20 protein-coding genes are annotated in these 23,957 nt (G+C 51.3%); 12 read left to right on the forward strand and 8 right to left on the reverse strand.

Annotated features, from left to right (window positions below; genetic code table 11):
- Positions 1-49: 49 nt before the first annotated feature.
- Both LPB67_RS07325 and dbpA read left to right on the forward strand, forming a co-directional pair.
- On the forward strand, positions 50-286 hold the full coding sequence (locus tag LPB67_RS07325; RefSeq protein WP_262836463.1) for a hypothetical protein: 237 nt from the start codon (positions 50-52) through the stop codon (positions 284-286).
- 96 nt (positions 287-382) lie between these two features.
- Positions 383-1,768, forward strand: coding sequence for an ATP-dependent RNA helicase DbpA (gene dbpA / locus LPB67_RS07330; RefSeq protein WP_262836465.1), 1,386 nt, complete (start codon positions 383-385; stop codon positions 1,766-1,768).
- Between the two features lie 246 nt (positions 1,769-2,014).
- Here the strand turns inward: dbpA and LPB67_RS07335 are convergent, their stop codons facing one another.
- Both LPB67_RS07335 and acs read right to left on the reverse strand, forming a co-directional pair.
- Positions 2,015-2,485 (reverse strand): GNAT family N-acetyltransferase, encoded by a 471-nt coding sequence (locus LPB67_RS07335; protein WP_262836466.1) that lies wholly within the window; start codon positions 2,483-2,485, stop codon positions 2,015-2,017.
- A gap of 226 nt (positions 2,486-2,711) precedes the next feature.
- Complete coding sequence (gene acs, locus LPB67_RS07340; RefSeq protein ID WP_262836467.1) at positions 2,712-4,694, reverse strand: acetate--CoA ligase; 1,983 nt, start codon at positions 4,692-4,694, stop codon at positions 2,712-2,714.
- A gap of 411 nt (positions 4,695-5,105) precedes the next feature.
- Here acs and LPB67_RS07345 point away from each other — a divergent pair, with 411 nt between their 5' ends.
- From LPB67_RS07345 to LPB67_RS07355, 3 genes are all read left to right on the forward strand, one after another.
- A complete protein-coding gene (locus LPB67_RS07345; protein ID WP_262836468.1) occupies positions 5,106-6,626 on the forward strand; it encodes a fumarate hydratase in 1,521 nt (506 codons plus the stop codon).
- 23 nt (positions 6,627-6,649) lie between these two features.
- Complete coding sequence (murI, locus tag LPB67_RS07350; protein WP_262836469.1) at positions 6,650-7,516, forward strand: glutamate racemase; 867 nt, start codon at positions 6,650-6,652, stop codon at positions 7,514-7,516.
- Between the two features lie 396 nt (positions 7,517-7,912).
- The gene (locus tag LPB67_RS07355; RefSeq protein WP_262836470.1) at positions 7,913-8,920 is read left to right on the forward strand and encodes an LLM class flavin-dependent oxidoreductase; all 1,008 of its coding nucleotides are present in this window, start codon (positions 7,913-7,915) and stop codon (positions 8,918-8,920) included.
- A 68-nt stretch (positions 8,921-8,988) separates the two neighbouring features.
- Here LPB67_RS07355 and LPB67_RS07360 read toward each other — a convergent pair whose 3' ends face one another.
- Positions 8,989-9,705, reverse strand: a complete 717-nt coding sequence (locus LPB67_RS07360) for a hypothetical protein (RefSeq protein ID WP_262836471.1) — start codon at positions 9,703-9,705, stop codon at positions 8,989-8,991.
- Between the two features lie 143 nt (positions 9,706-9,848).
- On the reverse strand, positions 9,849-10,073 hold the full coding sequence (locus LPB67_RS07365; protein WP_262836472.1) for a hypothetical protein: 225 nt from the start codon (positions 10,071-10,073) through the stop codon (positions 9,849-9,851).
- A gap of 11 nt (positions 10,074-10,084) precedes the next feature.
- Between LPB67_RS07365 and LPB67_RS07370 the strand changes: the two genes are divergently transcribed.
- From LPB67_RS07370 to LPB67_RS07400, 7 genes are all read left to right on the forward strand, one after another.
- Positions 10,085-10,369 carry a hypothetical protein gene (locus LPB67_RS07370; RefSeq protein ID WP_262836473.1) on the forward strand — a complete coding sequence of 95 codons (285 nt, stop codon included), beginning with the start codon at positions 10,085-10,087 and terminating at the stop codon, positions 10,367-10,369.
- A gap of 347 nt (positions 10,370-10,716) precedes the next feature.
- Complete coding sequence (locus tag LPB67_RS07375) at positions 10,717-12,129, forward strand: pyridoxal phosphate-dependent decarboxylase family protein (RefSeq protein ID WP_262836474.1); 1,413 nt, start codon at positions 10,717-10,719, stop codon at positions 12,127-12,129.
- A 2-nt stretch (positions 12,130-12,131) separates the two neighbouring features.
- On the forward strand, positions 12,132-13,376 hold the full coding sequence (locus LPB67_RS07380) for a RimK family alpha-L-glutamate ligase (protein ID WP_262836476.1): 1,245 nt from the start codon (positions 12,132-12,134) through the stop codon (positions 13,374-13,376).
- Positions 13,377-13,382: 6 nt separating this feature from the next.
- Positions 13,383-14,897 carry a hypothetical protein gene (locus LPB67_RS07385; protein WP_262836477.1) on the forward strand — a complete coding sequence of 505 codons (1,515 nt, stop codon included), beginning with the start codon at positions 13,383-13,385 and terminating at the stop codon, positions 14,895-14,897.
- Between the two features lie 154 nt (positions 14,898-15,051).
- The gene (locus tag LPB67_RS07390; RefSeq protein ID WP_262836478.1) at positions 15,052-17,223 is read left to right on the forward strand and encodes a hypothetical protein; all 2,172 of its coding nucleotides are present in this window, start codon (positions 15,052-15,054) and stop codon (positions 17,221-17,223) included.
- Positions 17,224-17,634: 411 nt separating this feature from the next.
- Positions 17,635-18,855, forward strand: coding sequence for an MFS transporter (locus LPB67_RS07395; RefSeq protein WP_262836479.1), 1,221 nt, complete (start codon positions 17,635-17,637; stop codon positions 18,853-18,855).
- Positions 18,856-18,953: 98 nt separating this feature from the next.
- Positions 18,954-20,285, forward strand: coding sequence for an alpha/beta hydrolase family protein (locus LPB67_RS07400; protein WP_262836480.1), 1,332 nt, complete (start codon positions 18,954-18,956; stop codon positions 20,283-20,285).
- A gap of 98 nt (positions 20,286-20,383) precedes the next feature.
- Here LPB67_RS07400 and LPB67_RS07405 read toward each other — a convergent pair whose 3' ends face one another.
- The 4 genes from LPB67_RS07405 to lpxA all read right to left on the reverse strand — a co-directional run bounded on the left by LPB67_RS07405 (position 20,384) and on the right by lpxA (position 23,957).
- Positions 20,384-21,070 carry an ankyrin repeat domain-containing protein gene (locus LPB67_RS07405; RefSeq protein ID WP_262836481.1) on the reverse strand — a complete coding sequence of 229 codons (687 nt, stop codon included), beginning with the start codon at positions 21,068-21,070 and terminating at the stop codon, positions 20,384-20,386.
- Positions 21,071-21,076: 6 nt separating this feature from the next.
- Entirely contained in the window at positions 21,077-21,856 is a 780-nt protein-coding gene (locus LPB67_RS07410) for a TatD family hydrolase (protein ID WP_262836482.1), read from the reverse strand.
- A gap of 142 nt (positions 21,857-21,998) precedes the next feature.
- A complete protein-coding gene (gene lpxB / locus LPB67_RS07415) occupies positions 21,999-23,168 on the reverse strand; it encodes a lipid-A-disaccharide synthase (RefSeq protein ID WP_410482719.1) in 1,170 nt (389 codons plus the stop codon).
- Positions 23,169-23,957, reverse strand: coding sequence for an acyl-ACP--UDP-N-acetylglucosamine O-acyltransferase (lpxA, locus tag LPB67_RS07420; protein WP_262836484.1), 789 nt, complete (start codon positions 23,955-23,957; stop codon positions 23,169-23,171).

A 23,957-nucleotide genomic window follows, 5' to 3' on the forward strand; every position in this document is an offset into this window, starting at 1 on the left:
TTTTATTTTCGTGTTCTTAAATTGTAACCCCTGAGAAACACAAAACGCGATGAGAGATACCAAAGATACGGCAACATTAGAACTGCCCGGTTTTCATGCTGCGCAGACGGAAGGCCCGGAAGAGCCTAAACGACACCGTAATAAGATAAGCAAACGCAAGCCTACACTAGCTAAACAGGTGCAACTTGACCTGCTGCATGCGCTCTGTCCGGTTGATCATAGCGGCCTGCCGATCTGGCAGTATGATGAAAACAGGGATGCGAGCGGCTTGCCGATCTGGCGTTGAGTCGTTAACAGTCAACAGGATCAGAATGCCGCCGATCCAGACGATGAATGTTAGACTGCCATTTATTCCACCGATACGAATTCAATCAAGCCCCCCATGTCCAATCAGACTGCATTTAATACCCTGCCCTTGTCGGCGCCTTTGCTCTCCAACCTGGACAGTCTGGGTTACAAGGAAATGACGCCGATCCAGGTCGCCAGCCTGCCTATCATCCTGGAGCAACGGGATCTGATTGCCCAGGCTAAGACTGGCAGTGGCAAAACAGCGGCGTTCAGTTTGGGTATCTTGGCAAAATTAAATCCTACCTATTTCGCGATTCAAGGCCTGGTGATTTGCCCGACCCGCGAATTGGCGGATCAGGTCTCCAATGAACTGCGTCGCCTGGCCCGCTCGATAGAGAACGTCAAAGTACTCACGCTATGCGGCGGTACGGCAATGCGGCCTCAAATCGCTTCGCTGGAACACGGCGCACATATCGTCGTCGGCACTCCCGGTCGCCTGCTGGATCACATAGGACGCGGCAGCATCAACCTGAATACCGTACAGACGCTGGTGCTGGATGAGGCTGACCGCATGGTCGACATGGGATTTTATGAGGATATTTATGGCATCGTTGCGGCATGCTCGCCGCGGCGCCAGACTTTGCTGTTCTCCGCCACCTATCCAGACGATATCCGCAAGGCGAGCGAGCAGTTTTTACGCGACCCTGCCGAGGTCAAAGTCGAGTCGCAGCACAACGATAGCCATATCGAGCAATTGTTTTATCTAGTCACGCCGGAAGAACGCAATGCGGCAGTGGCCCGCCTGCTGAATCATTATCAACCGGCTTCTACCATTGCCTTTTGCAATACCAAAATCCATTGCAAAGAACTGACTGACGAATTGCAGGCACAAGGCATCAGCGCATTGGCGCTGCATGGCGATCTGGAACAGCGAGACCGCGATGACGTATTGGTGCGCTTCGCCAACCAGAGCTGTTCTGTGCTGGTCGCCACGGATGTCGCTGCGCGCGGCCTCGATATACAAACGCTGGGGGCGGTGATTAATGTCGATGTGTCGAAAGACACCGAAGTGCATATCCATCGCATCGGTCGTACCGGCCGTGCGGGCGAAAAAGGCCTGGCGCTCAGCCTTGCCACACCGGGCGAAAAAAAATGGGTAAAGCTCATTGAAGAATACCAGGGCGAAGCCGTCAGGTGGCATGAGCTTAAGGAGTTGCAAGAGAACCCCGGCAACGCCTTGCAAGCGCCGATGGTCAGCATCTGTATTATGGGTGGAAAAAAAGACAAACTGCGACCGGGCGATTTGCTGGGCGCCCTCACTGCCGATATTGGATTACGCAAAGAACAGGTCGGCAAAATCAATGTATTCGAATTTATGACCTACGTCGCGCTGGACCGGCATATTGCGGAACAGGCAATGGAAAAACTCAGTCGCAGCAATATCAAAGGCCGGCAATTCCGGATGCGCATCATTTATTGACTGTCTGCATTGAATTGCGTGACAAGAATTTCCATTTAGCACTTACGCAAAACAGCAAGCTGCCTACCATCATGTACAGGAAATTTTTAAAAACGAAACCGCAGGCTGGATGCGGCTTGCGGAGGCATTTCGCGCCAACAGGCGCAGCCAGCTTGCGGCTTCGCTTTGATATCGGCATTCCATGACGCCCTCTGCGTCTCCGCGTCGCGGTAATGAGAGATTTGGGTTGTTGCGTCAGTCCTGCCATCAAATCTTTTTAAACATATTTATATTCGTCGCCCAAAATCCCAGCTTTTGATATAAAGCCTGCGCACTTTTGTTGTGGCCGAATACATGCAAGGCAATCCCTGATAGTTCGAGCTTTCTGACTTCATGTTCCAGCGCCTGGAATGCCGCCGTTGCATAACCAAGACGTTGATATTCCGGCTTCACCATGACATCGTACACATAGGCGATCCGCGCATCGGCCCTGGTTTGTGCGGCGATCCATATCATGCCGACGAGGTGGACAGCATCATCTGACTGAATCGAAAACAGATAATGATCCGGCGTAGTCAGACCTTGCGGCAGCAATTCATCAAAAGATGCTCGCGCCAACTTCAACGACTCTGCTTCGCCCCATTGTCCAGACCTGACTTTTTCTTTTGCATAGGCAGGGATTGCGTTGTCGATGTAGGCGTCAAACTCTGTTTGCGCCATGGGAATTAAGGATGTCACTGAAACTCTCTCAAATGAATTGATGCACTCCAGTATATCCAGGCGTTGTGACTAAAATCGGATAAAAAATCAGAAAATACGGATTTTATTAGGCAGGAACGAGAAGCTCCCATACGACACTGAGGCCCTGCCCATCATGGATAGAAACCCCAGTGATTTTCTGAATGCGCGCCGGCAGCCTGCATTGCCTCTGTCACAGATTCGCCGACTTTTATCAAGCCGGCTTTTACTGGGCCTGCTTGAGCTGATCGAGAATTGCCGGATTTTCCAGTGTCGAGATATCCTGCGTAATTTCCTCACCTTTAGCCAATACGCGCAACAGGCGACGCATGATTTTGCCGGATCGCGTCTTAGGCAAATTATCCCCGAAGCGAATTTCTTTCGGCTTGGCAATCGGGCCGATTTCCTTGGCTACCCAATTGCGCAATTCCGTGGCGATCTGCTTCGCTTCATCGCCGCTTGGGCGACTGCGCTTCAACACCACAAAAGCACAGATCGCTTCACCCGTGGTGTCGTCGGGCTTGCCGACCACCGCCGCTTCGGCAACCAGCGGATGCGCCACCAGCGCGGATTCAATCTCCATCGTGCCCATGCGATGACCGGAGACATTCAGCACGTCGTCTATGCGACCGGTAATCGTGAAGTAACCTGTGTCCTTATTGCGTATCGCGCCATCCCCGGCAAGGTACATCGTGCCGCCGAACTCTTCCGGGAAATAGCTTTTCCTGAAGCGCTCGGGATCGCCCCAGATGGTGCGGATCATCGATGGCCACGGGCGCTTTACGACCAGGATGCCGCCTTGTCCATTCGGTATATCGTGCCCGGTTTCATCCACGATTGCGGCCATGATGCCGGGTAAAGGCAAGGTGCAGGAGCCGGGTACCAGCGGCGTTGCGCCCGGCAACGGCGTCATCATATGGCCACCGGTTTCTGTTTGCCAGAAGGTATCGACAATAGGGCATTTTTGATTGCCGATGTGATTGTAGTACCACATCCAGGCCTCGGGATTAATCGGCTCGCCAACCGAGCCCAGCAAACGCAATGACGACAAATCATATTGCTTGGGATGGATTTTTTCATCGCCGTCGGCCGCCTTGATCAGGGAGCGGATCGCCGTTGGCGCAGTATAGAAAATCGTTGCCTTATGCTTTTGTATCATGTCCCAGAAACGACCGGCATTCGGGAACGTCGGTATGCCTTCAAAGACAATTTCAGTTGCACCTGCGGCAAGCGGGCCATAAGTGATGTAAGTATGCCCTGTCACCCAGCCGATATCCGCGGTACACCAGAACACATCATGCGGCTTCAGGTCGAAGGTCCATTTCATCGTCAGGATCGCCCACAGCAAATAGCCGCCGGAAGAATGCTGGACGCCTTTTGGTTTACCGGTGGAGCCTGAGGTGTACAGGATAAACAGCGGATGCTCGGCACTGACCCACTCCGGCTCGCAAACATCCGATTGGCTGGCCACCAATTCATGCATCCAGATGTCGCGACCTGGCACCACCGCGATGTTGCCGCCGGTGCGCTGGTAGATCACGACATTGCGCACCTTGTCGCAATCACCCAGGGCCAATGCCTCATCCACAATCGATTTCAACGCTAAATGCTTGCCGCCGCGCGCCTGCTCATCCGCAGTGATCACCGCCACTGCACCGACGTCAACGATGCGCTCTTGCAAGGATTTAGCCGAGAAACCGCCAAACACCACCGAGTGTGTCGCACCGATACGCGCACACGCCTGCATCGCAACCACGCCTTCCACCGACATCGGCATATAGATGACGACACGATCGCCTTTGGCAATTCCCAGGGACTTGAGGCCATTCGCGAACTGGCACACCTTGCGGTGCAATTCCCGGTAGCTCACCTTGGTCACGTCGCCGCCGTCCGATTCAAAGATGACGGCGACTTTGTCGGCATTACCGTTTTGCAGATTGACGTCCAGGCAGTTATACGAAACGTTCAGCAAGCCATCTTCAAACCATTTATAAAACGGTGCCTGAGTCTCATCCAGCACCTTGGTGAAAGGCTTATGCCAATGCAAATTCTCACGCGCCAATCTGCCCCAAAAACCTTCATAGTCCCGCTCGGCTTCAGCGCAGAGCGCATTGTAGGCAGCCATGCCGGAAATCGTGGCAGTTGCGGCAAAAGCGGCTGGCGGTGGAAAAATACGAGATTCTGCTTTCGCAGCGTCAAGGTCAGACATGGTTATCTCCGGCTTATTGTAATTGGCTTATTGATTGAATTCATGGTCACTCCGGTCGCAATGGCCAACTCAGCGATTCCTCACAATAGATTGCGTTGAATTACCCGACTTTAATGACATTGCAAATAATGCCACAAATGATGCCACCTACGACAGCCATTACCATAGACGCAGAGACTTACTCAAGCCTTACGCTATCTCAATTCTGCTGCGAGCGAAGCTGCACGACCAGCGCCATGCCCGTGTAAAATAGCGGTTGCTTCGCTATTTCGCCCCAATTTGCCTCATGTCAAAAGACTCCACGCACACGCTATTCCCGCCGGCCAGCGTTATTTTCTCATCCAGACCCAAAACGCAGCCGAAAAACATTCAACATCCACACTGATTTTTCACTTAGCCAAGAGCCATATCATGACAGTCATTAAACAAGACGACCTGATCGAATCCGTTGCCGCCGCATTGCAATACATTAGCTATTATCATCCTGCCGATTACATCGCCCATCTGGGACGCGCGTATGCAGCCGAGCAAAGCCCCGCAGCCAAAGATGCCATTGCCCAGATCCTGACCAATTCGCGCATGTGCGCTGAAGGTCACCGCCCGATTTGCCAGGATACCGGGATCGTCAACGTCTTCATGAAAATCGGCATGGGTGTAAAGCTGGAAGGTTTCACCAGTTCGATCACGGATGCGGTCAATGAGGGTGTGCGCCAGGGTTATGCGAATGCCGACAATGTCTTGCGCGCCTCGATCGTGGCCGACCCCTTGTTCGACCGCAAAAATACCAAAGACAACACGCCAGCCGTGATCCACATGGAACTGGTGCCGGGCAATACGATCGACATACAGGTCGCGGCCAAAGGCGGCGGTTCGGAAAACAAATCGAAGTTCGTGATGCTCAATCCCTCCGACTCCCTGATCGACTGGGTCATGAAAACCGTACCCACCATGGGCGCCGGCTGGTGTCCGCCGGGCATGCTGGGCATAGGTATCGGCGGTACGGCAGAAAAAGCCATGTTGATGGCAAAAGAGTCCTTGATGGAAGACATCGACATGTACGAACTCAAACAACGCGGTCCGCAAAACAAGACCGAAGAATTGCGTATCGAATTGTGCGACAAGATCAATGCGCTCGGCATCGGCGCGCAAGGCCTGGGCGGCTTGACTACCGTGCTGGATGTGAAGATCAATATGTATCCGACCCATGCCGCATCCAAGCCGGTCGCGATGATCCCGAACTGCGCGGCAACCCGCCATGCGCATTTCGTCATGGATGGTTCAGGTCCGGTCTACATGGATCCGCCTGCGCTCTCGACATGGCCGGACGTACATTGGACCGCCGATACCGAAAAATCCAAACGCGTCGACCTGAACGCCCTGACCAAGGAAGAAGTTGCGTCCTGGACACCGGGCCAGACTTTGCTGCTCAACGGCAAAATGCTGACCGGCCGCGATGCCGCGCACAAACGCATCCAGGACATGCTGGCCAAAGGCGAGAGCTTGCCCGTCGATTTCACCAATCGCGTGATCTACTACGTCGGCCCGGTCGATCCGGTGCGCGATGAAGCGGTCGGCCCGGCAGGCCCGACTACCGCCACCCGCATGGATAAATTCACCGACATGATGCTGGAAAAAACCGGCCTGATTTCCATGATCGGCAAGGCGGAACGCGGTCCGGCTGCCATTGAATCGATCAAGAACCACAAGTCGGCTTACCTGATGGCGGTGGGCGGTGCGGCGTACCTGGTTTCCAAAGCGATCAAAACCGCCAAAGTCGTTGGCTTCGCGGACCTGGGGATGGAGGCAATCTACGAATTTGACGTCGTCGATATGCCGGTCACGGTAGCGGTCGATTCTAAAGGCACCTCGGTACACAATACCGGGCCAAAAGAATGGCAATCAAAGATCGGCATCATTCCAGTGACGAACTAAAGACCAGCGGGAACAAACACACTATGCAAGCAATTGACGACGATGGTGCGGTTGGTGTGTTTGATTCCGGCATTGGCGGTCTGTCCGTACTCCGGCATATACGGCAGCAACTCCCTGATGAATCGCTGATTTATTTTGCAGATTCTGGCTTCTCACCTTACGGTGACAGGTCAGAGTCGTTCCTCATTGAACGCAGTCTGGTCATCGCAGAATTCCTGCGCAAGCAACATTGCAAAGCCATCGTCGTGGCCTGCAACAGCGCAACCGCAGCCGCGATCAAAGCGCTGCGCAGCGCTTTTCCCGACCTCATTATTGTCGGCGTAGAGCCTGGCCTGAAACCGGCAGCACAGCAAAGTAAAAACCATATCGTCGGCGTACTGGCGACGCAAGCCACATTACAAAGCAATAAATTCCAGACATTAAAAAACCAGCTCAGTGGCGACACCGGCACGCAGTTTCTGCCGCAAGCCTGCGTAGGCCTGGCGGATCAAATCGAGAAAATTGAACTTGATAGCGACGCCACCCTCAATTTACTGCGCCGCTATCTCCACCCATTGCTGGAGCAAGGCATAGACACGCTGGTGCTCGGTTGCACCCATTATCCTTTTGTCGCAGATCAGATCAGGCAAGTAATTGCCGATAGCGCGTGCCCACCTGTCCACATCATCGATACCGGCGAGGCGGTTGCGCGCCGGTTAGACAAATTGATACACGCAATACCTGCCATCCCAAAATCCGTATCCCGACAAATGCAACGAACTCGTTTGACCGTATTCACCAGCGGCCAAGTAGTGAATGTCGAACAGGGGATACAAGGTTTATTGAAGCTAGGTGCCGGGGAATATCAGATTTTCGCGGCTGGTGAGACTGTCCTGCCGATATCCGCTTAACAGGATGCGCGCCAACCCATGATTTACTTGAGTGCTACACTCTGTGGATTGGTCGTCGTTGGTCGCTTTAAACGATTTACGAGATGCTAGCTGCATGAAGACAGAAGGCGTGACCGGATAAGCGTTTTTAATTAAATCCCGAATGTCATCGGCACTTACACGAAACGGCAAACTGCTCCCCATCAAAACGAATCCGCAAGCTGGGTGCGCCTGTTGGCACGAAATGCCTCTGAAAGCCGCATCCAGCTTGCGGGTTCTTTGATATCGAGATTCCTCTGTGTCTGCGTATCCCGATGGTCAGAGGTTTGTTTTTTGCGTAAGCCCTATGAATCATAATTCATCTCAAGATTTATAAACCACACTTGTGCTTTGTTTCAACAAACCCATATTCCTTGCATGATTCCATTTTCTATTCTTGATCTCGCCCCCATTGCCGAAGGCAGCGACGCCTCGCAATCATTCCGCAATACGCTGAGCCTGGCTCAGCATGGAGAACAGTGGGGCTACCACCGTTATTGGCTGGCAGAACACCATGGCATGCCTGGCATTGCGAGTGCCGCCACCGCGATTTTGATCGGCCATGTCGCGGCGAGCACATCGACGATCAGAGTCGGTGCCGGTGGCATCATGCTGCCCAACCATTCACCCTTGGTGATTGCGGAGCAATTTGGCACCTTGGAATCGCTGTTTCCGGGACGGATCGATCTGGGACTAGGTCGCGCACCCGGCTCAGATCAGGCGACTGCCAGAGCCTTGCGCAGGACGCTCAGTTCAGACGCCGATGAGTTCCCGCAAGATGTAGCGGAACTCATCGATTATTTTTCAGATGAGCCAAGGCAAGCCGTGCGCGCCATTCCCGGAACCGGCTTAAAACTTCCGGTCTGGATACTAGGCTCCAGTTTGTTCGGCGCGCAACTCGCTGCTAGCCTGGGTCTGCCATATGCCTTTGCCTCACACTTTGCACCGACGCAAATGATGCAGGCGATCGCCATTTATCGTGAAAGATTCCAACCATCGGCGCAATTACAAAAGCCGTATGTCATGCTTGGCTTTAATGTATTCGCAGCAGACTCAGACAAAGAGGCGCATTACCTGGCAAGCTCGGCACAGCAAGCGTTTATCAATTTGCGCAGCGGCAGGCCGAAGCGCTTGCCGCCGCCAGTCGATGATTTTCTCCATCAGATTCATCCGGGAGAAAAAGCCTTGCTCGAGCAGATATTATCCTGCTCGGCAATCGGTTCGCCCGATACAGTAACCAAGTCTATGCAAACTTTTATCGACCAGACCGGGGCGGATGAATTGATGATCACGTCGCAGATTTTCGATCACACCGCTCGCCTGCATTCGTATGAAATTACGGCAAGCATACGAACATCCTTGCGTAGAAATTTTGGCGGCAGTTAGTTACTAAAATAAGTACTGAAATAATCACTACAGGCCGCTATTTTTAGCGCTGTCAAATCCTGGCAAACTCAAACCGTACTGGCAATTCTCTGTCCCAATGGCACACTGCGCCGCTCACGACGGCTGCCGACGGGCGGCCTGGAACGGAAATTGACTTTTTCCGCGGTTTGCTGCTGCCATCCCGATCCAGCTTGTACATCATAAAAGCCAATGTATCCACCTGCCAGCAACTGAAATGGACTCTTAATTTTTTTCATAAAATCGAACTGCGTTCCAGATGTGCGGAAAGACTCAAACCAGGATGGATAGACAAAGTCCGACATCAGCACTCCATTAATCTGGTAGCCGAATTTCTCTGCTTCGCAAGCATCGCAGACTTCGTAAGCATACAATCGTCCGCCAGCCGTTTGCTCTTCAAAAACCGTCAGATTGATGTTTGGGTCTGCCAGCATCTCTAGCAATTCATGACTGGCCGTGCCGCTCCATTGCTGACCATATGTCTGATCTGTCTTGGCAAATATTTTTCCAAGCGGCAATCCATCTTTGGTCACGTCGTGATAACCAAGCGCACCGGCCTGATCGGAATTATCAAGGATGACCAGCCACCACTCGCCTGCTGCCGGCTTTTTTCCCTTGGGAACCACGCGCAGATCGGCATCAACGCCCCAGGCCGGAGCAAAGTCGCGCTGTACCTGAATTTGTAAGGCATCCACCACTTTTTTAACTTCTTTATCATCGGTAATCACGGTACTTGCATTGATCACGGCGATCTTGATATTGGCCATGTCGATTTCTCCCTTTTTTTATCCAGCCTGCTACGCGCCTGGATGGTTTGCATGCGCAAGCTAGCGCCGCAAACTCCAGCGCAGATCGCGCAGTGCGATACCAGATTCCAGGCAATGTTCTCTCTTTGAGCAGGAAAAATGCATCAATGTCGGGCGACAAGCTGGCTGTTTTTCGCGATGGCTTTATCTGCTGCGGTTTGAATATGACCACGGATTTCAACATCCTGAATTCCCTGAGCCAGCTCACGGATGGCGAGTCCAACCAAGAGCTGATTGACTGGCATCCTGCCCCACTCGGGATCTTCCCAGTGACCGTGAAAATAATTGGTGATATGAAGAATAAAATCTCTGGCTGTTTGCGATAGCATGATGCACTCCCATGAATGAATTGGGCTGCCACATGATTACTAGCGTCACTAGCACAACATTTGTTACTGCAGCCCGAATGCAACAAATGGCTTCACTTCAATTTGCAGAGATGAGAATTTTTAAAACTGATTTTAGAATTTACGCAAAAACCAAAACCTCTGGCCACAGAGACGTAGAGAAAAGCCAAGAGTCACTGCTACTGGAATGCTTATATCAAAACGAACCCGCAAGCCAGGCGCGCCTGTTGGCACGAAATGCCGCTGAAAGCCGCATCCAGCCTGCGGTCTCAATGTGAATGTGTTACGCAGCTTGTCGTTTTGCGGAAGTCCGATTTTAAAAATTAATTGTCAATAAATTATTAATTTATAGTCAACTCAAGATAGGTCAGAAAATACCGCTTGTCAAAATTTATTTTGTAAATTCTTCCATATGATGTACGTACTTAGTTTTTAACTGAACTCGCAATCCGGGCAATTCAGTCAGCCGATTTGAACAAAATTTTCTTGCTAAAAAACATCAACAATATTTTTTCCAAGTGCGATAATCAGTTATTCATGTTTGCGGTAGGCATAGATGCAAAAAACTGCTATTGATTCGCTTGACCCTGTCGATTGGAATGACTTTCGCGCACAAAGTCATCGCATGCTTGACGACATGCTCGACTATGTTGAACACATCCGCCAGCGTCCTGTCTGGCAACCTATCCCCGATGAAATCCGCGCCCCTTTTCATGAGGCATTGCCGGACCAGGGACAAGCCCTGAGCGAGGTTCATCAAATTTTTATGACATCGGTTTTGCCCTATGCGGTGGGCAATGTTCATCCGGGCTTTATGGGTTGGGTCCACGGCGGCGGCACGGCAGTCGGCATGGCGGCGGAGATATTAAGTGCCGGTTTAAACGCCAATCTTGGCGGCCGCAATCAAATGCCGGTTGAAGTCGAGCGCCAGATCGTGCGCTGGATGCGCGAATTATTTCGCTTCCCCGATACCGCAAGCGGCGTGTTTGTTACAGGGACCTCCATGGCGAACCTGATGAGCGTCCTGGTTGCAAGAACAGTATGCCTGGGTAAAACGATACGTCAGCAAGGCCTGCAATCGCATCAAGCCAAATTGGTCGCCTACACCTCTGCCGCAGCACACGGTTGCATCGCGCAAGCGATGGATTTATCCGGTCTGGGCACTGCCGCTCTGAGACGTATTCCGGTTAATCAACAGCATCAAATCAACATCCATGCATTACAACTGGCGATTGCGGCTGACCGTGCAGCAGGATTACAGCCATTTTTTATCGCCGGGACTGCGGGCACGGTCGATGTGGGTGCCATCGATGACTTGAATGCCCTGTCTGAAATCGCACAATCTGAATCCATGTGGTTCCACGTTGACGGCGCCTATGGCGCATTGGGTATGCTGTCGCCGGATATAGCCCCCAAACTGACGGGAATCGAACGCGCAGATTCTATCGCTTTTGATTTCCACAAGTGGGGTCAGGTGCAGTATGACGCAGGCTTTTTGCTGGTGCGCGATGCCGCTCAACACATGGACGCGTTTGCCGCACCGGTAGCCTACCTGAGCCGTGAAGCGCGCGGACTGGCGGGCGGATCGCCGTGGCCTTGCGATTTTGGTCCGGATTTGTCGCGCGGATTCCGTGCTTTAAAAACCTGGTTCACCATCAAGGTCTATGGCACAGAAAAACTGGGGCGGATTATTTCGAATACCTGTCAATTGGCTCGCTATCTTGAGACACAAATACGTCTTCATCCCGAACTGGAACTGCTCGCCCCCGTTGCATTGAACATTGTATGCTTCCGCTACCGCAGCGATAATGCAGACCAGCTGAATAAGGAGATCGTCGCCGACTTGCATGAGTCAGGTATCGCGGTTCCATCGATGACGACGATTGACGGCAAGTTAGCGATACGTACCGCCATTTTCAACCATAGAACCAATCAACAGGATATGGATGCTTTAGTTTCGGCGGTCCTGCATATAGGTACCAATACAGGCGCAAATCGCCGCGCTCAACCAGCTAAAATACACCCTCAAACGGAATAACGATGACCGATCTCCTCTCTTCTGCAAGCCAGGCATTTTCACCGCTAATCGGGGTTGCGCCATTGATGCGCCGCGCGTTTAAAAACGAAGACCTCAAGCCACTGGGCGAAGCATTGCTAGCCAGGGCCCAAGCCAATCCTGGCGATGCGAATGCCTACCTGGATTGCTCGACGGTATTGCAATTGATCGGTCATCGCGATGTCGCAATGGCGATGCAAGCCCAGGCGATAGAAATGCAGCCGCTCTACTCGATCCCGTCCAAACTCGACGTACCAGGCTTGCGCTTACTGGTCCTCATGGGGCCGGGCGATCTGATGGCGAATACACCGATTGAATTCTTAGTCGAAGACTCCGATGTCTCCTTGGATTTGCTTTACCTGACCTTGAATTCCGAATGGCCCGAAATCGTCCCCGACCATGATGTCATGATGGTCGCGATGGCTGAATCTGAAGCCAACCAGCCCTTGCTTGCGCAGATCGCAGCTTTGGTCGCGCAATGGCCACGTCCTGTGATTAATTTGCCGGAACACATCGCCGTGCTGTCGCGTGATGGCGTCTGTGCCGTCTTGCAGAATTTACCCGGCGTCGATATGCCCGTCACCGTGCGCATCGACAGAGCGACATTGGAGTTGCTGGCCAACGGCGGCATCAATCCGCAGACTCTTCTGCCCAACGACAACTTTCCGTTCATCGTCAGGCCAGTCGGCTCTCATGCTGGTCAAAATTTGGAAAAATTAGCCTCCAGAGAAGATGCGGCCGATTACCTCGCCAAAGTGGCTGCCGATCGCTTCTATCTATCGCGCTTCGTCGATTATCGCAGCGCGGACGGGCTGTTCCGCAAATACCGTATCGCGCTCATTGAAGGTCAACCGTTTGTTTGCCACTTTGCGGTATCCTCGCATTGGATGGTGCACTACCTGAATGCAGGCATGAACGAGAGCGCCGAAAAACGTGCGGAAGAAGCGCAATGCATGGCAAATTTTGAGAACGAATTTGCGCTGCGTCATGCCCAGGCGCTCAAGGCTATTTACCAGCGGATGCAACTTCCTTATCTCGGTATCGATTGTGCCGAAACGCTGACCGGTGATCTGCTCATCTTTGAAGTGGACAACGCCATGATTGTCCACGCGATGGATCCTGTGGATATGTATCCCTATAAAAAACCTGCTATGCGCAAAGTATTCAATGCGTTCCGCCAGTTACTGGAAAACGCCCGCAACAGCAATGCAGACAACGTGACGAGCTAATCCGTTTTGAGCGATAACACCAGCTTTTCATTGCCGACTACCCGCCAGCTACTTGCCAGTGGCGGTGATTATCGTATTGTGCCGGATGCGGATTCAGGACTGACCGTCTATGGCTGCGGCCATCAACCGGATACGGAATTACTCAGCTTCGGATCGTCAACCGCATCCACCGTCTCTGAAACCGGTTTTTTGGCGGCGGAACAATTAAGGCAACTCTGTCAGCACCAGCTCATCAGCAAACAACCGCAGGTGGTGTATCAGGAACAGATGGATAGGCTGCGCCAGGAATTATTGACTCACTGCAGATTAAACGACCTCGGAGTACAGGTGTTAGCGGCGGCATCCGGAACCGACATCCATCTGCTGGCAGCGCAATGGCTACAGCCCGCATGCACGGTCATGATCAACAAGGTAGAAACCGGCAGCAGCATTCCCCTCGCTTTGCGTGGCGAACACTTTAATCAACGATCGGTGTTTGCCGATCAATTACGGATTGGTGCGCCCGTCAGCCAATGGCATGGCGAGGTACACATGATCGATGCCCGCACAGCAAGCGGCGCATTACGCGATGCGGCCAGCATAGATAAAGAATACGCCGCTTACGTGGATCAACAGGCATCGCAAGGCAAGAGAGTATTAACCGTCCTGACCGATGTCAGCAAAACTGGCCTGATATTCCCAAGTTTAGCGATCGTGCTGGCGCTCAAGCAAAAGTGGCCTGAGCACATTGAGGTGTTCGTCGATGCCTGTCAATTCCGTTTATCCGTGGCGACCGTAAAAGCCTATGTAATGCATGATTTTATGCTGGCATTGACCGGCTCAAAATTTCTGACCGGTCCTACCTTCTCTGGCATGTTGCTGATACCGCCGGGCGTTGCGCAGCGCTTTCGGCATGCTGAATTGCATAAGCAAGTACAAGATTACTCATGCGCGCAAGATTGGCCGATGGACTTTTTCGCTCATCACGCGCTACACCATCAAACGAATTTTGGATTATTGCTTCGCTGGGAAGCCGCCATGGCTGAACTGCGGTGCATGTTAACGATTCCAAATCAAGCAATCACCGATTTTTTGCAGGAATTTAAAGCCGCAATTAAAGAGCGATTGCTCAACGATCCGGTATTGGAAGCACTACCCGTCAGAGAACTAGACCGATCTGCACTAATGCATCAACAGAACTGGGATCAAGAGCAGACTATTTTTTCTTTCCTGCTGCATCACACTGCACCCAACCATCAGCGCAGACCTTTAAACAGTACGGAAACTCATCATGTCTATCGCGCGCTGATGATAGGCAATACGAAAACCGGACGCCTTCAGCTAGGTCAACCAGTTCAGTGCGGGCAACGTGATGGCGTCGCAGTCAGCGCTTTACGTTTAAGTGTCAGCACCAGAATGATCGTCAGGGCATGCCAAACCGATGGCACTAAGCAAGTGATAGCGGAAGCGCTGTCCGCATTCGATCAGGTACGCGATGCCATTGCCGCTGAATATCCATGTCGCGACTCGCATTTGATCTGACAGAATCTGCCGGAGATGAGTATCTGCAAACGTCATCGTGAGTGACAAGCTGAATTTTTAACGTCAGATACGCTGCAAATTATTAATATTTAAATATTAAATGGTAGTACGAGCCAGAGACGTTCTATCGGAGGCATTAATTTTAGGGGAGTGCATGAAAATACTGCGAGTGAACTTCAAGAACTGTTATGGAATTCAGTCTCTCGACGATGAATTCGATTTTGGAAATGGAAAGCCGGGCAATAAAGCTTTCGCCATTTACGCTCCTAATGGGCTCATGAAAACTTCTTTCACTAAGACGTTTGAAAAGCTTGCCCAAGGAAAAAATGCCGAGGAAGAGCGTTATAACAGGCCATCTACTTCCGAAGCATTAATTGACGGAAAACCTATCCAAAAAGATTCTATTTATGTCCTTAAATCTGAAATAGATATACAAGAGGATAGCTCCGCAATAACGGATATCCTTGTCAACCCTGAACACAAATCTCGTTACGATGCGATATTAATTGATCTGGATAAACAAAAGACAAAAGTCATTAATGCACTCCAAAAGGCATCTGGACTTGCCAAGAAAGATATTGAAAAAGCACTGCTTGAAGATGTAGGAACCAACGATTTCCCAGACTGCGTAGCAAAGCTAAAAGAACGTACCATAAGCGGGGACGTTACCCAACTCAACTACAGCACCCTATTTGATCAAAAGGCCATTGAGGTTCTAAAAAGTGCGGAATTCGTATCCAACGCCAAAGAATTCAACGCCCGCTATCAAGAGCTTTTCAGTCAAGAAGGCACGATTTATCAAAAAGGCGTCTTTAATCCAGTGAGGGCCGAAACATCATTCAGCACGTTGGATAAGCAAGGTTTTTTTAACGGTGGCCACCGATTGCAAATGCGGGGGGATGCAACCGCCATTGGCAAGACCGAACTGGATGAGCGATTGAAGAAAATTCACGCCCATATTGACGAAGATGAAAATCTAAAGAAAATTCGAACAAGCCTAGCGAAGAACGCACAAACACAGGCGTTAGCTGATCTAATTGAAAATTTGCCGAGTGGTCAAATTGACGCCCTTCTTGACCGATTGAAACCAGAAAAGCAAGCAGAATTCCGACAGGAATTGTGGGCTCAATATGTACAAAACAGTCCAGATTCAGCCAGTTATATTGAACTACACCACAAAACCAAGGAAGAAATCAAAGCCATAGAAACAGAAGCAGCTAAATCCGCCCCGAGATGGTCTGATGCCGTTACGCTTTTCAATGATCGATTCGTGGATATGCCATTCACTCTATCGGTGGCAAACCAAACACAAGCTGCACTGGGAAAGGAAAAAGCTAGACTCAAATTTACGTTTAAAGATGGCGACGACATTGTTGAATGGTCTCGATCGGAAATAAAAACATTGAGTCAAGGTGAAAAGCGTGCTCTCTATTTGTTGAATTTTATTTTTGAAGTCGAAGCGAGATCACTATCTGGGCAAGAAACCTTATTCATCATCGACGACGTTGCCGATTCATTCGATTACAAGAACAAACATGCCATTATTCAATACCTTGAAGACTTGGATAACAAGCCCAATTTCTACCAACTCATTCTGACCCATAATTTTGATTTTTTTAGAACTCTTGCGAATAATTTTGTTCATCACGATAGATGCTTGATGGCCAATCGCCAAACTGCAAGCGTATCGCTCTCGAAAGCTGACGGAATCAAAAATTACTTCATTGGCATTCTGAAAAAAAAGGTCCACACAAATTCGCGCGTAATGTGCGCAACCATTCCATTCACTCGCAATCTGATCGAATACACCAAGGGCGAAGATGATGCAGACTATCTCAAGTTAACTTGTTTGCTTCATTGGAAGAAGGATACTGATAGCATCACAGTGGCAGACTATTTTGACGTGTACAACAGACTTTTTGAAACCGAACACGTCGGAAATGACAAGCCCATCAAGGACTTGCTGCATGAGCAGGCTCACGCTATATCCAACGAAATGAACCACGCCGGATTGAATCTGGAAGATAAGGTTTTGCTTTCCATGGCAACACGCATGAGGTCGGAAGAGTTTCTTATTCAGAAAATCAGAAAAATCAGAGACGATCAAAATTATTGGTGTGAATCAAAAAATCAGTTTGGGGTATTGATAAAGGAATACACTAAATTAGAACCCGATTCTCCAGCACTTCGAACGCTTGAAAAAGTCGGCATTACGGTGAGTTCGAATATTCATCTAAATTCGTTCATGTATGAACCGATTCTTGATTTAACAATTGATCACCTGACCCGTTTATACAAAGAGGTAGACAGTCTAATGAAACAGTAGAAACAAAGGCGAAGTGGTGCGCCTCTTGCAGGGCCATCTACTTCTACTTCCATAAGGTCACATGTCATGAGCCCCGCAACAAGCCCGAAGCAACAATGTTCACTTTGGAGGTGCTTTCTGCAGCTTCCTTGAGAGATCTAATGACCGCAAACAGTCTTTAACAGCTGTTCAACGGCACTAATCAACAGGCAGTGCCAGCTCAAGTCTGAGCTAACACAGTTTAAATAAAACTGCAGCATTCAAACTCCGCGCGTCCAATGTTTTTTAGCATCCGACGCAAAAAATCGTTTCCCTCTAAAATGCATGGCTGCCTCATAAGAAATCAATCGATGCCGCTATGCCGTCGCCAGTCTCGCGCATGTTGATCCGTCGCTTTGCTTCAAATGAATTTTTTGCACAACAACTGTTTTCATGAATCCAGCAAATACCCCTGCATCAACTGCACCGACGCCGATACCGGGCATTGCATTACCGCTTTTATCTCTGGCCGCATTCGGCAGCGGTATTTCATTGCGGGTGACGGATCCCCTGCTGCCTTTGCTGGCAAAAGAATTTTCCATCGCACTTGGGGACGCCTCGCTAGTGGTGACGGTGTTCTCAATTGCCTACGGCCTGTCGCAATTATTCTTTGGTCCGCTTGGCGACCGGTATGGTAAATATTTTGTGGTGGCCTGCGCTGCTTTTGCCTGTGCGCTTACTTCCATGCTGTGCGCACTGGCGAATAGCTTTCAGCATTTACTCGTCGCGCGCTTGATGGCCGGTGCGACTGCGGCTGCGATCATTCCCTTATCCATGGCGTGGATAGGTGACGTCGTTCCCTATGAGCGTCGTCAACCGGTACTGGCTCGTTTCCTTATCGGACAAATTCTCGGTTTATCGACCGGCGTATTGATCGGCGGTTTTGCTGCCGATGCCGGGCAATGGCGCTTGCCGTTTATCATGGTCACTATTATTTTTTTGCTGGTTGGAATTGGCCTGATCCTCTTAAACCGGCAATTACCTTTGTATGCCAAATCGACCCGAAAGATCGAAGGTGCAGCGCTTGCTCATATGTTCGCAGAATTCCGCCAAATCGCCGCCCTGCCCTGGGCGCGTCTGGTATTGGGTACGGTATTTCTGGAAGGTGCATTTTTATACGGTGCTTTCGCTTTTATCGCGAGTCATTTACATCAAGTGCATGGCGTTTCTCTTAGTTCGGCGGGAGCGCTGATTATGCTATTTGGCTTCGGCGGATTTGCGTTTGCAGTGGGCTCGGCAAAACTGGTTCATTACTTCGGCGAGTCCGGCTTAACGCGATGGGGCGGTATATTTTTAGCGGCCTCTTTACTGGCGATAGGACTGGCGCCTGACTGGTGGTGGGCTATTCCCGGATGCTTTATTGCGGGACTCGGCTTTTACATGCTGCACAATACTTTGCAGATCAATGCGACCCAGATGGCGCCGGAGAGGCGAGGTGCCGCGGTTTCTGCATTTGCATCGTGTTTTTTCCTGGGGCAATCAGTGGGCGTCGGGATTGCGGGAAGATTGCTGGCACGGATAGGCACGACCAATATTATGCTGATCGGCGCGATTGGCGTGTTAGCGGTCGCCCTGCGCTTTAGCTATTACTTGCGAAAAAAATCAACGATATGATCAGTGTACCGTTGACGACCGTCATTTCAAGCCATCAAGCACTGCTGATATTCTATGGTGGGTACTATTTTTAAATACCGGCACAATCAAGGAATCTTATGAAGAAAAAACTTTTCCCCATGGCTCTTGCAATCTGTTTGAGCCTCGCGCTGACTCAGGCCCGCTATGCCGCAGCAGAAGATAACCACATCGATACAATACGCCCGGATGCACCGGAGCTGGCCCAATACGGTAGCCTGGCAATCGGCGTAAAGACCCTGCAACTCGTCCATGCCGGGCAACTCGATATTCTGAAAGCCAAACCAGGCGATGCCATTCCCACTTATGACAGGCCGCTGACAGTCGAGGTCTGGTATCCGGCTAGTCTGCCCGACGGCCAAGCCGGCGCAGGTCACTACAGCACTTATCTGCGCGATGGAAAAACGCCGATCACCCTGGCTGGCAAAGCCGTCCGCGATGCGCCGCCCGATACGGCGCATGGGCCTTACCCGCTGCTGATCGTTTCCCACGGCTATCCCGGCAACCGTTTTTTATTAAGCCATCTGACCGAAAATCTTGCCAGCAAAGGTTACGTCGTGGTCGCCATCGATCATACGGATAGCACATATAACGATCAGGGCGCTTTCGCCAGTACCTTATTGAACCGGCCTTTGGATCAGCTCTTTGTATTAAACGAAATGGCAAGACTCAATGCCAGTGCGGCAGGCGGCAATTTAAAAGGACTGATCAATGCAGATGTCACCGGCCTGATTGGCTACTCTATGGGTGGCTACGGCGTCGTTAATGTCATCGGCGGCGGCTTCACGGAAAAAAGCGTGAAAGCCCCTACCGGCGTGCCGAACGGCGCATTGGCGCTGCGTCAGTCCGGCAATGCGAATTACCTTGCGTCACAGGATAAGCGCATTAAGGCTGCGGTTGCCTTCGCTCCCTGGGGCTGGAATTTCGGTGTATGGGATGCTGCCGGCCTGGCGGCTATTAGGACTCCAGTGTTTTTTGTGGCCGGTAGTGTCGATGATGTTTCTGGTTACTCGCCGGGAGTGCGGAATATTTTCGAGGCGAGTGTGAATGCGCCGCGATTTTTGCTGACGTTTGAGAATGCCAACCACAATGCCGGCGCACCGATGCCGCCGCCGAAAGAAGCCTGGCTCCCGGCACCGGCAATGAAACGCTCTCCGGCGGAGCATTATATGGATGCGGTATGGGATAACACCCGCATGAACAATATTGCACAGCATTTTGTGACGGCATTTTTGGGGAAATATCTGAAAAACGATAAGGCGATGGATCCCTACCTGACTCTGGTCGACAATGCCAAAGACGGTAAATGGTCGGCTGACAGCAACGGCGCATTCAAGAGTGATCACACTTATTGGAAAGGCTTTGCGGCGCGCACTGCGGTCGGCTTGAAACTGGAACAGCGCCAGCCTTAGATGATGCAGGACACTCAAATAAAAAAACCGCACTTGCCAGTGCGGTTTTTTTCAATTGCATCACAGTAGCAAGCAACGTGGCAAGCGGAAGGCTGAATCTATTTCTTGATTATTGACTTCAATAAGTCGGCAATTTCTTTCTGCTCAAATGCGAGCGCAAAATCCAAGGCGGTCATGCCTGATTGATTCTTCAAACTCGCGTCGGCCCCTTCATCAAGCAAGAACTTTACCGCATCTGTTTTGCCTGAGCGGACGGCCATCATCAGTGGCGTGGTGTCGTTCGGTGATGCCGCGTCGATATAAGCGGAGTGTTCAAGCAAGATGCCGATGATTTCGACATTGCCTTTGGCAGCGGCGTAATGCAAGGCGGTCCAGCCGGGCCGGTTGATTTGCGCGTCGGCCTCAAGCAATTGCTTGACTGCGACTACATTCCCCTCGAAACAGGCCAGCATGATGGCGGTGTCCCCATTGTTTGCCCTGGCCTCGATCTTGATGTCTGGTTGCTTTAACAGTGCCTCGAACACTTTTTGAGAATGTTCCCGCAATGCCAGCATCAAGATGGTTTCGCCCCGAATTGCCTCGACTGAATTCGGGTCTATGCCTTTATTCAGTAAAGAGCGGACTACCTCGATATCATCGAACTTCACTGCTACCAGCAAATCATCATAAGCGTCAGCGTGTGCCGGCAGCACGAAGGCGGCTTGAGCGAAGATCAAGATCACGCTCAGCAATCTCAATACGGTCGTTGTTATCGGGTTTTTAAAATATTTAGCGAATAGCATCATAGAGAATCAATGCGCCAGATTGAATAATTTAAAGAAATTTGCCGATGTGACTTCCTGCACCTGTTTCAGCGGAATACCTTTTAAGTCGGCCAAAAATTCGCCTACATGGCGGACAAAACCAGGTTCATTCATCTTGCCGCGATGCGGCGCCGGAGCCAGGTAGGGTGAATCAGTTTCTATCAGAATACGCTCCAGTGGCAAAGCACGCGCCACCGCTTGCAAATCCCTGGCACTCTTAAAAGTCAGAATGCCAGAGAATGAAATATAAAAACCCATCGCGATCGCCGCCTCGGCAACCTCCAGTGATTCGGTAAAGCAATGCATAACGCCTGCGACACCGCCCTGCTCTGTTCCCGCACCTTCTTCCTGCATGATGCGGATGGTGTCTTCCGAGGCTGCCCTGGTATGGATGATCAAGGGTTTGCGACTCAGCCTGGAGGCGCGGATATGCTGCCGGAAGCGTTCACGCTGCCACTCCAGATCGCCTTTGAGCCGAAAATAATCGAGCCCCGTTTCGCCGATAGCAATGATTTTCTGATGCTGCGACAGCGCTACTAATTGCTCTGCGCTGGGTTCTTCTGTGTCCTCATAATCGGGATGCACGCCGACCGATGCGTAGATATGCGGATAGGTTTCTGCCAGCGCCAATACTTGCGGAAAATCGGGCAAATCGACCGATACGCACAAAGCATGCGTCACGCCGTTTTCCACCATCTTCGCCATGATCTCTGGCATCCGTACAGCGAGTTCCGGGAAATTAATATGGCAATGAGAATCGATGTACATAAAAAAGGGCGTTAAATAAAAAGGAAATCAGTGTGCTGCTAATAACGGAGTGATGAACGGAGCCACAAGCGCTAGCATAGTCCAATTTATGGCTGATGGCAGAATGCCGATATGTCAGCTATCTCGGCTTGGCAAGATCGGACTAGCTGCCTTTGCTGCGGGCGATCAGGTCCAGCACGGCATTGGCGGACAATTCGGCGGTATCGCGTAACAGCGTGTGATGCATATCGGTAAAGCGCTGCTTCAGGCGATCGCACAAACTAGCGTCATTGAGTTGCTTCCACAAGGCATCCGCCAAAGTCTCAGGGGTAGCGGCACTTTGCAAAAACTCCGGCACGACGAATTCACGCTCCAGGATATTCGGCAGGCCGATCCAGGGCTGGTAGCCCATGTGGCGCAAAATCTGCCATGAGGCTTCCATCATCTTATAGGCAATAACCATCGGCTTTTTGAATAGCGCGACCTCTAACGACGCGGTACCTGACGCCACCAATACGGCATCGGCTGCAGCAATCGCCAGATGCGATTTACCGTCGATCAATAAGACCGGCACGCCCTCCAGTTTGGCCTGGACTACCAGTTTGATGTAGTAGCTGCGCTGCTTGGAGCCGGCCATCGGCACCACGATCTGCAGTTGCGGATCGCGCTCACAAAGTATCTTCGCAGCAGATATAAACGTTGCGGCGTTGTATTTGATTTCGGAAATGCGACTGCCTGGAAGTATCGTCACAATCCTCGCATCGCGGGGAAACCCCAATTCATCGCGCGCCGCAGCGACATCGATCTCTAAAGGAATCACCTGGGCGAGCGGATGTCCGACATACGTAGCGGGAATGCCGGCATCGCGGTAAATCTGCTCTTCAAATGGAAATACGACCAGCATGTGCGAGACGGCTTCGGCGATTTTTTTGATGCGCCCGCCGCGCCAGGCCCAGATCGAGGGACTGATGTAGTGCATGGTCGGGATGCCCGCCTGTTTTAGCTGTATCTCCAGGTCGAGATTGAAATCCGGGGCATCAACGCCGATGAAGACATCCGGCTTTTCAAGCAATAACTGCTCGCGCAATTGCTTGCGTATGCCACTGATCTCGCGATAATGCGCCAGCACCTCAAACAAGCCACGCACTGAGAGCTTGTCCATGGGCCAATCGTTGACGAAGCCGTATTCCGCCATCCTCGGACCGCCAATCCCATGCATTAAGGCATCGGGAAGTTTGGGACGCAGACCGGACAGCATGCGGTTAGCCAGCATATCGCCGGAGGTTTCTCCAGCGACCATAGCGATGATGGGGCGATTCGACACGTGCAGGATTTAGCGGACGATGCCGCGTGTAGATGCATCGAGAAAATCGCGCATCGATTTGACCTGTTGAGCCGCGTCAGCCGCCATGCCCTCTTGTTGCTGATCGAGGGCGGATTTCGCTTCTTCCAGCGTCAGGCCGGATTTATAAATCAGTTTGTATGACTGACGGATCGCATTTAATTGCTCTCGGTTGAAACCACGGCGCTTCAAGCCTTCAAGATTAACGCCGTGCGCTTGCGCCGGATTGCCGGACAGCAGAACGAATGGCGGTACGTCCTGGGTCAGGCTGGTATTCATGCCGACGAAAGCGTGTGGGCCGATTTTGCAAAATTGATGCACGGCGGAGAAGCCGCTCATGATAACCCAATCACCGACTTCTACATGCCCTGCCAGCGCCGCGTTGTTGGAAAAGATCGTGTGATTACCGACCGTGCAGTCATGAGCAATGTGCACATAGGCAAGAAACCAGTTATCGCTGCCAATCCGCGTAATGCCGCGATCCTGAACGGTGCCGCAATTGAAGGTGCAAAACTCACGAATCAGATTTCTATCGCCGATTTCCAGATAAGTGACTTCGCCAGCGTATTTTTTATCCTGAGGCGGCCCGCCTATCGATGAGTAAGCGTGGAAATGATTGTCTTGGCCTATCGTGGTATGACCATCAATCACGACATGCGGACCGACTTTGGTACCGGCACCAATCTTGACATTGGGTCCAATAATAGAATAAGCACCGACCTCAACGCTACTGTCGAGTTGAGCATGAGGGTCAATCAGTGCGGTTGAATGGACAAGCAT

It is taken from the genome of Undibacterium sp. Jales W-56, assembly GCF_025548535.1.
Lineage (GTDB): Bacteria > Pseudomonadota > Gammaproteobacteria > Burkholderiales > Burkholderiaceae_D > Undibacterium.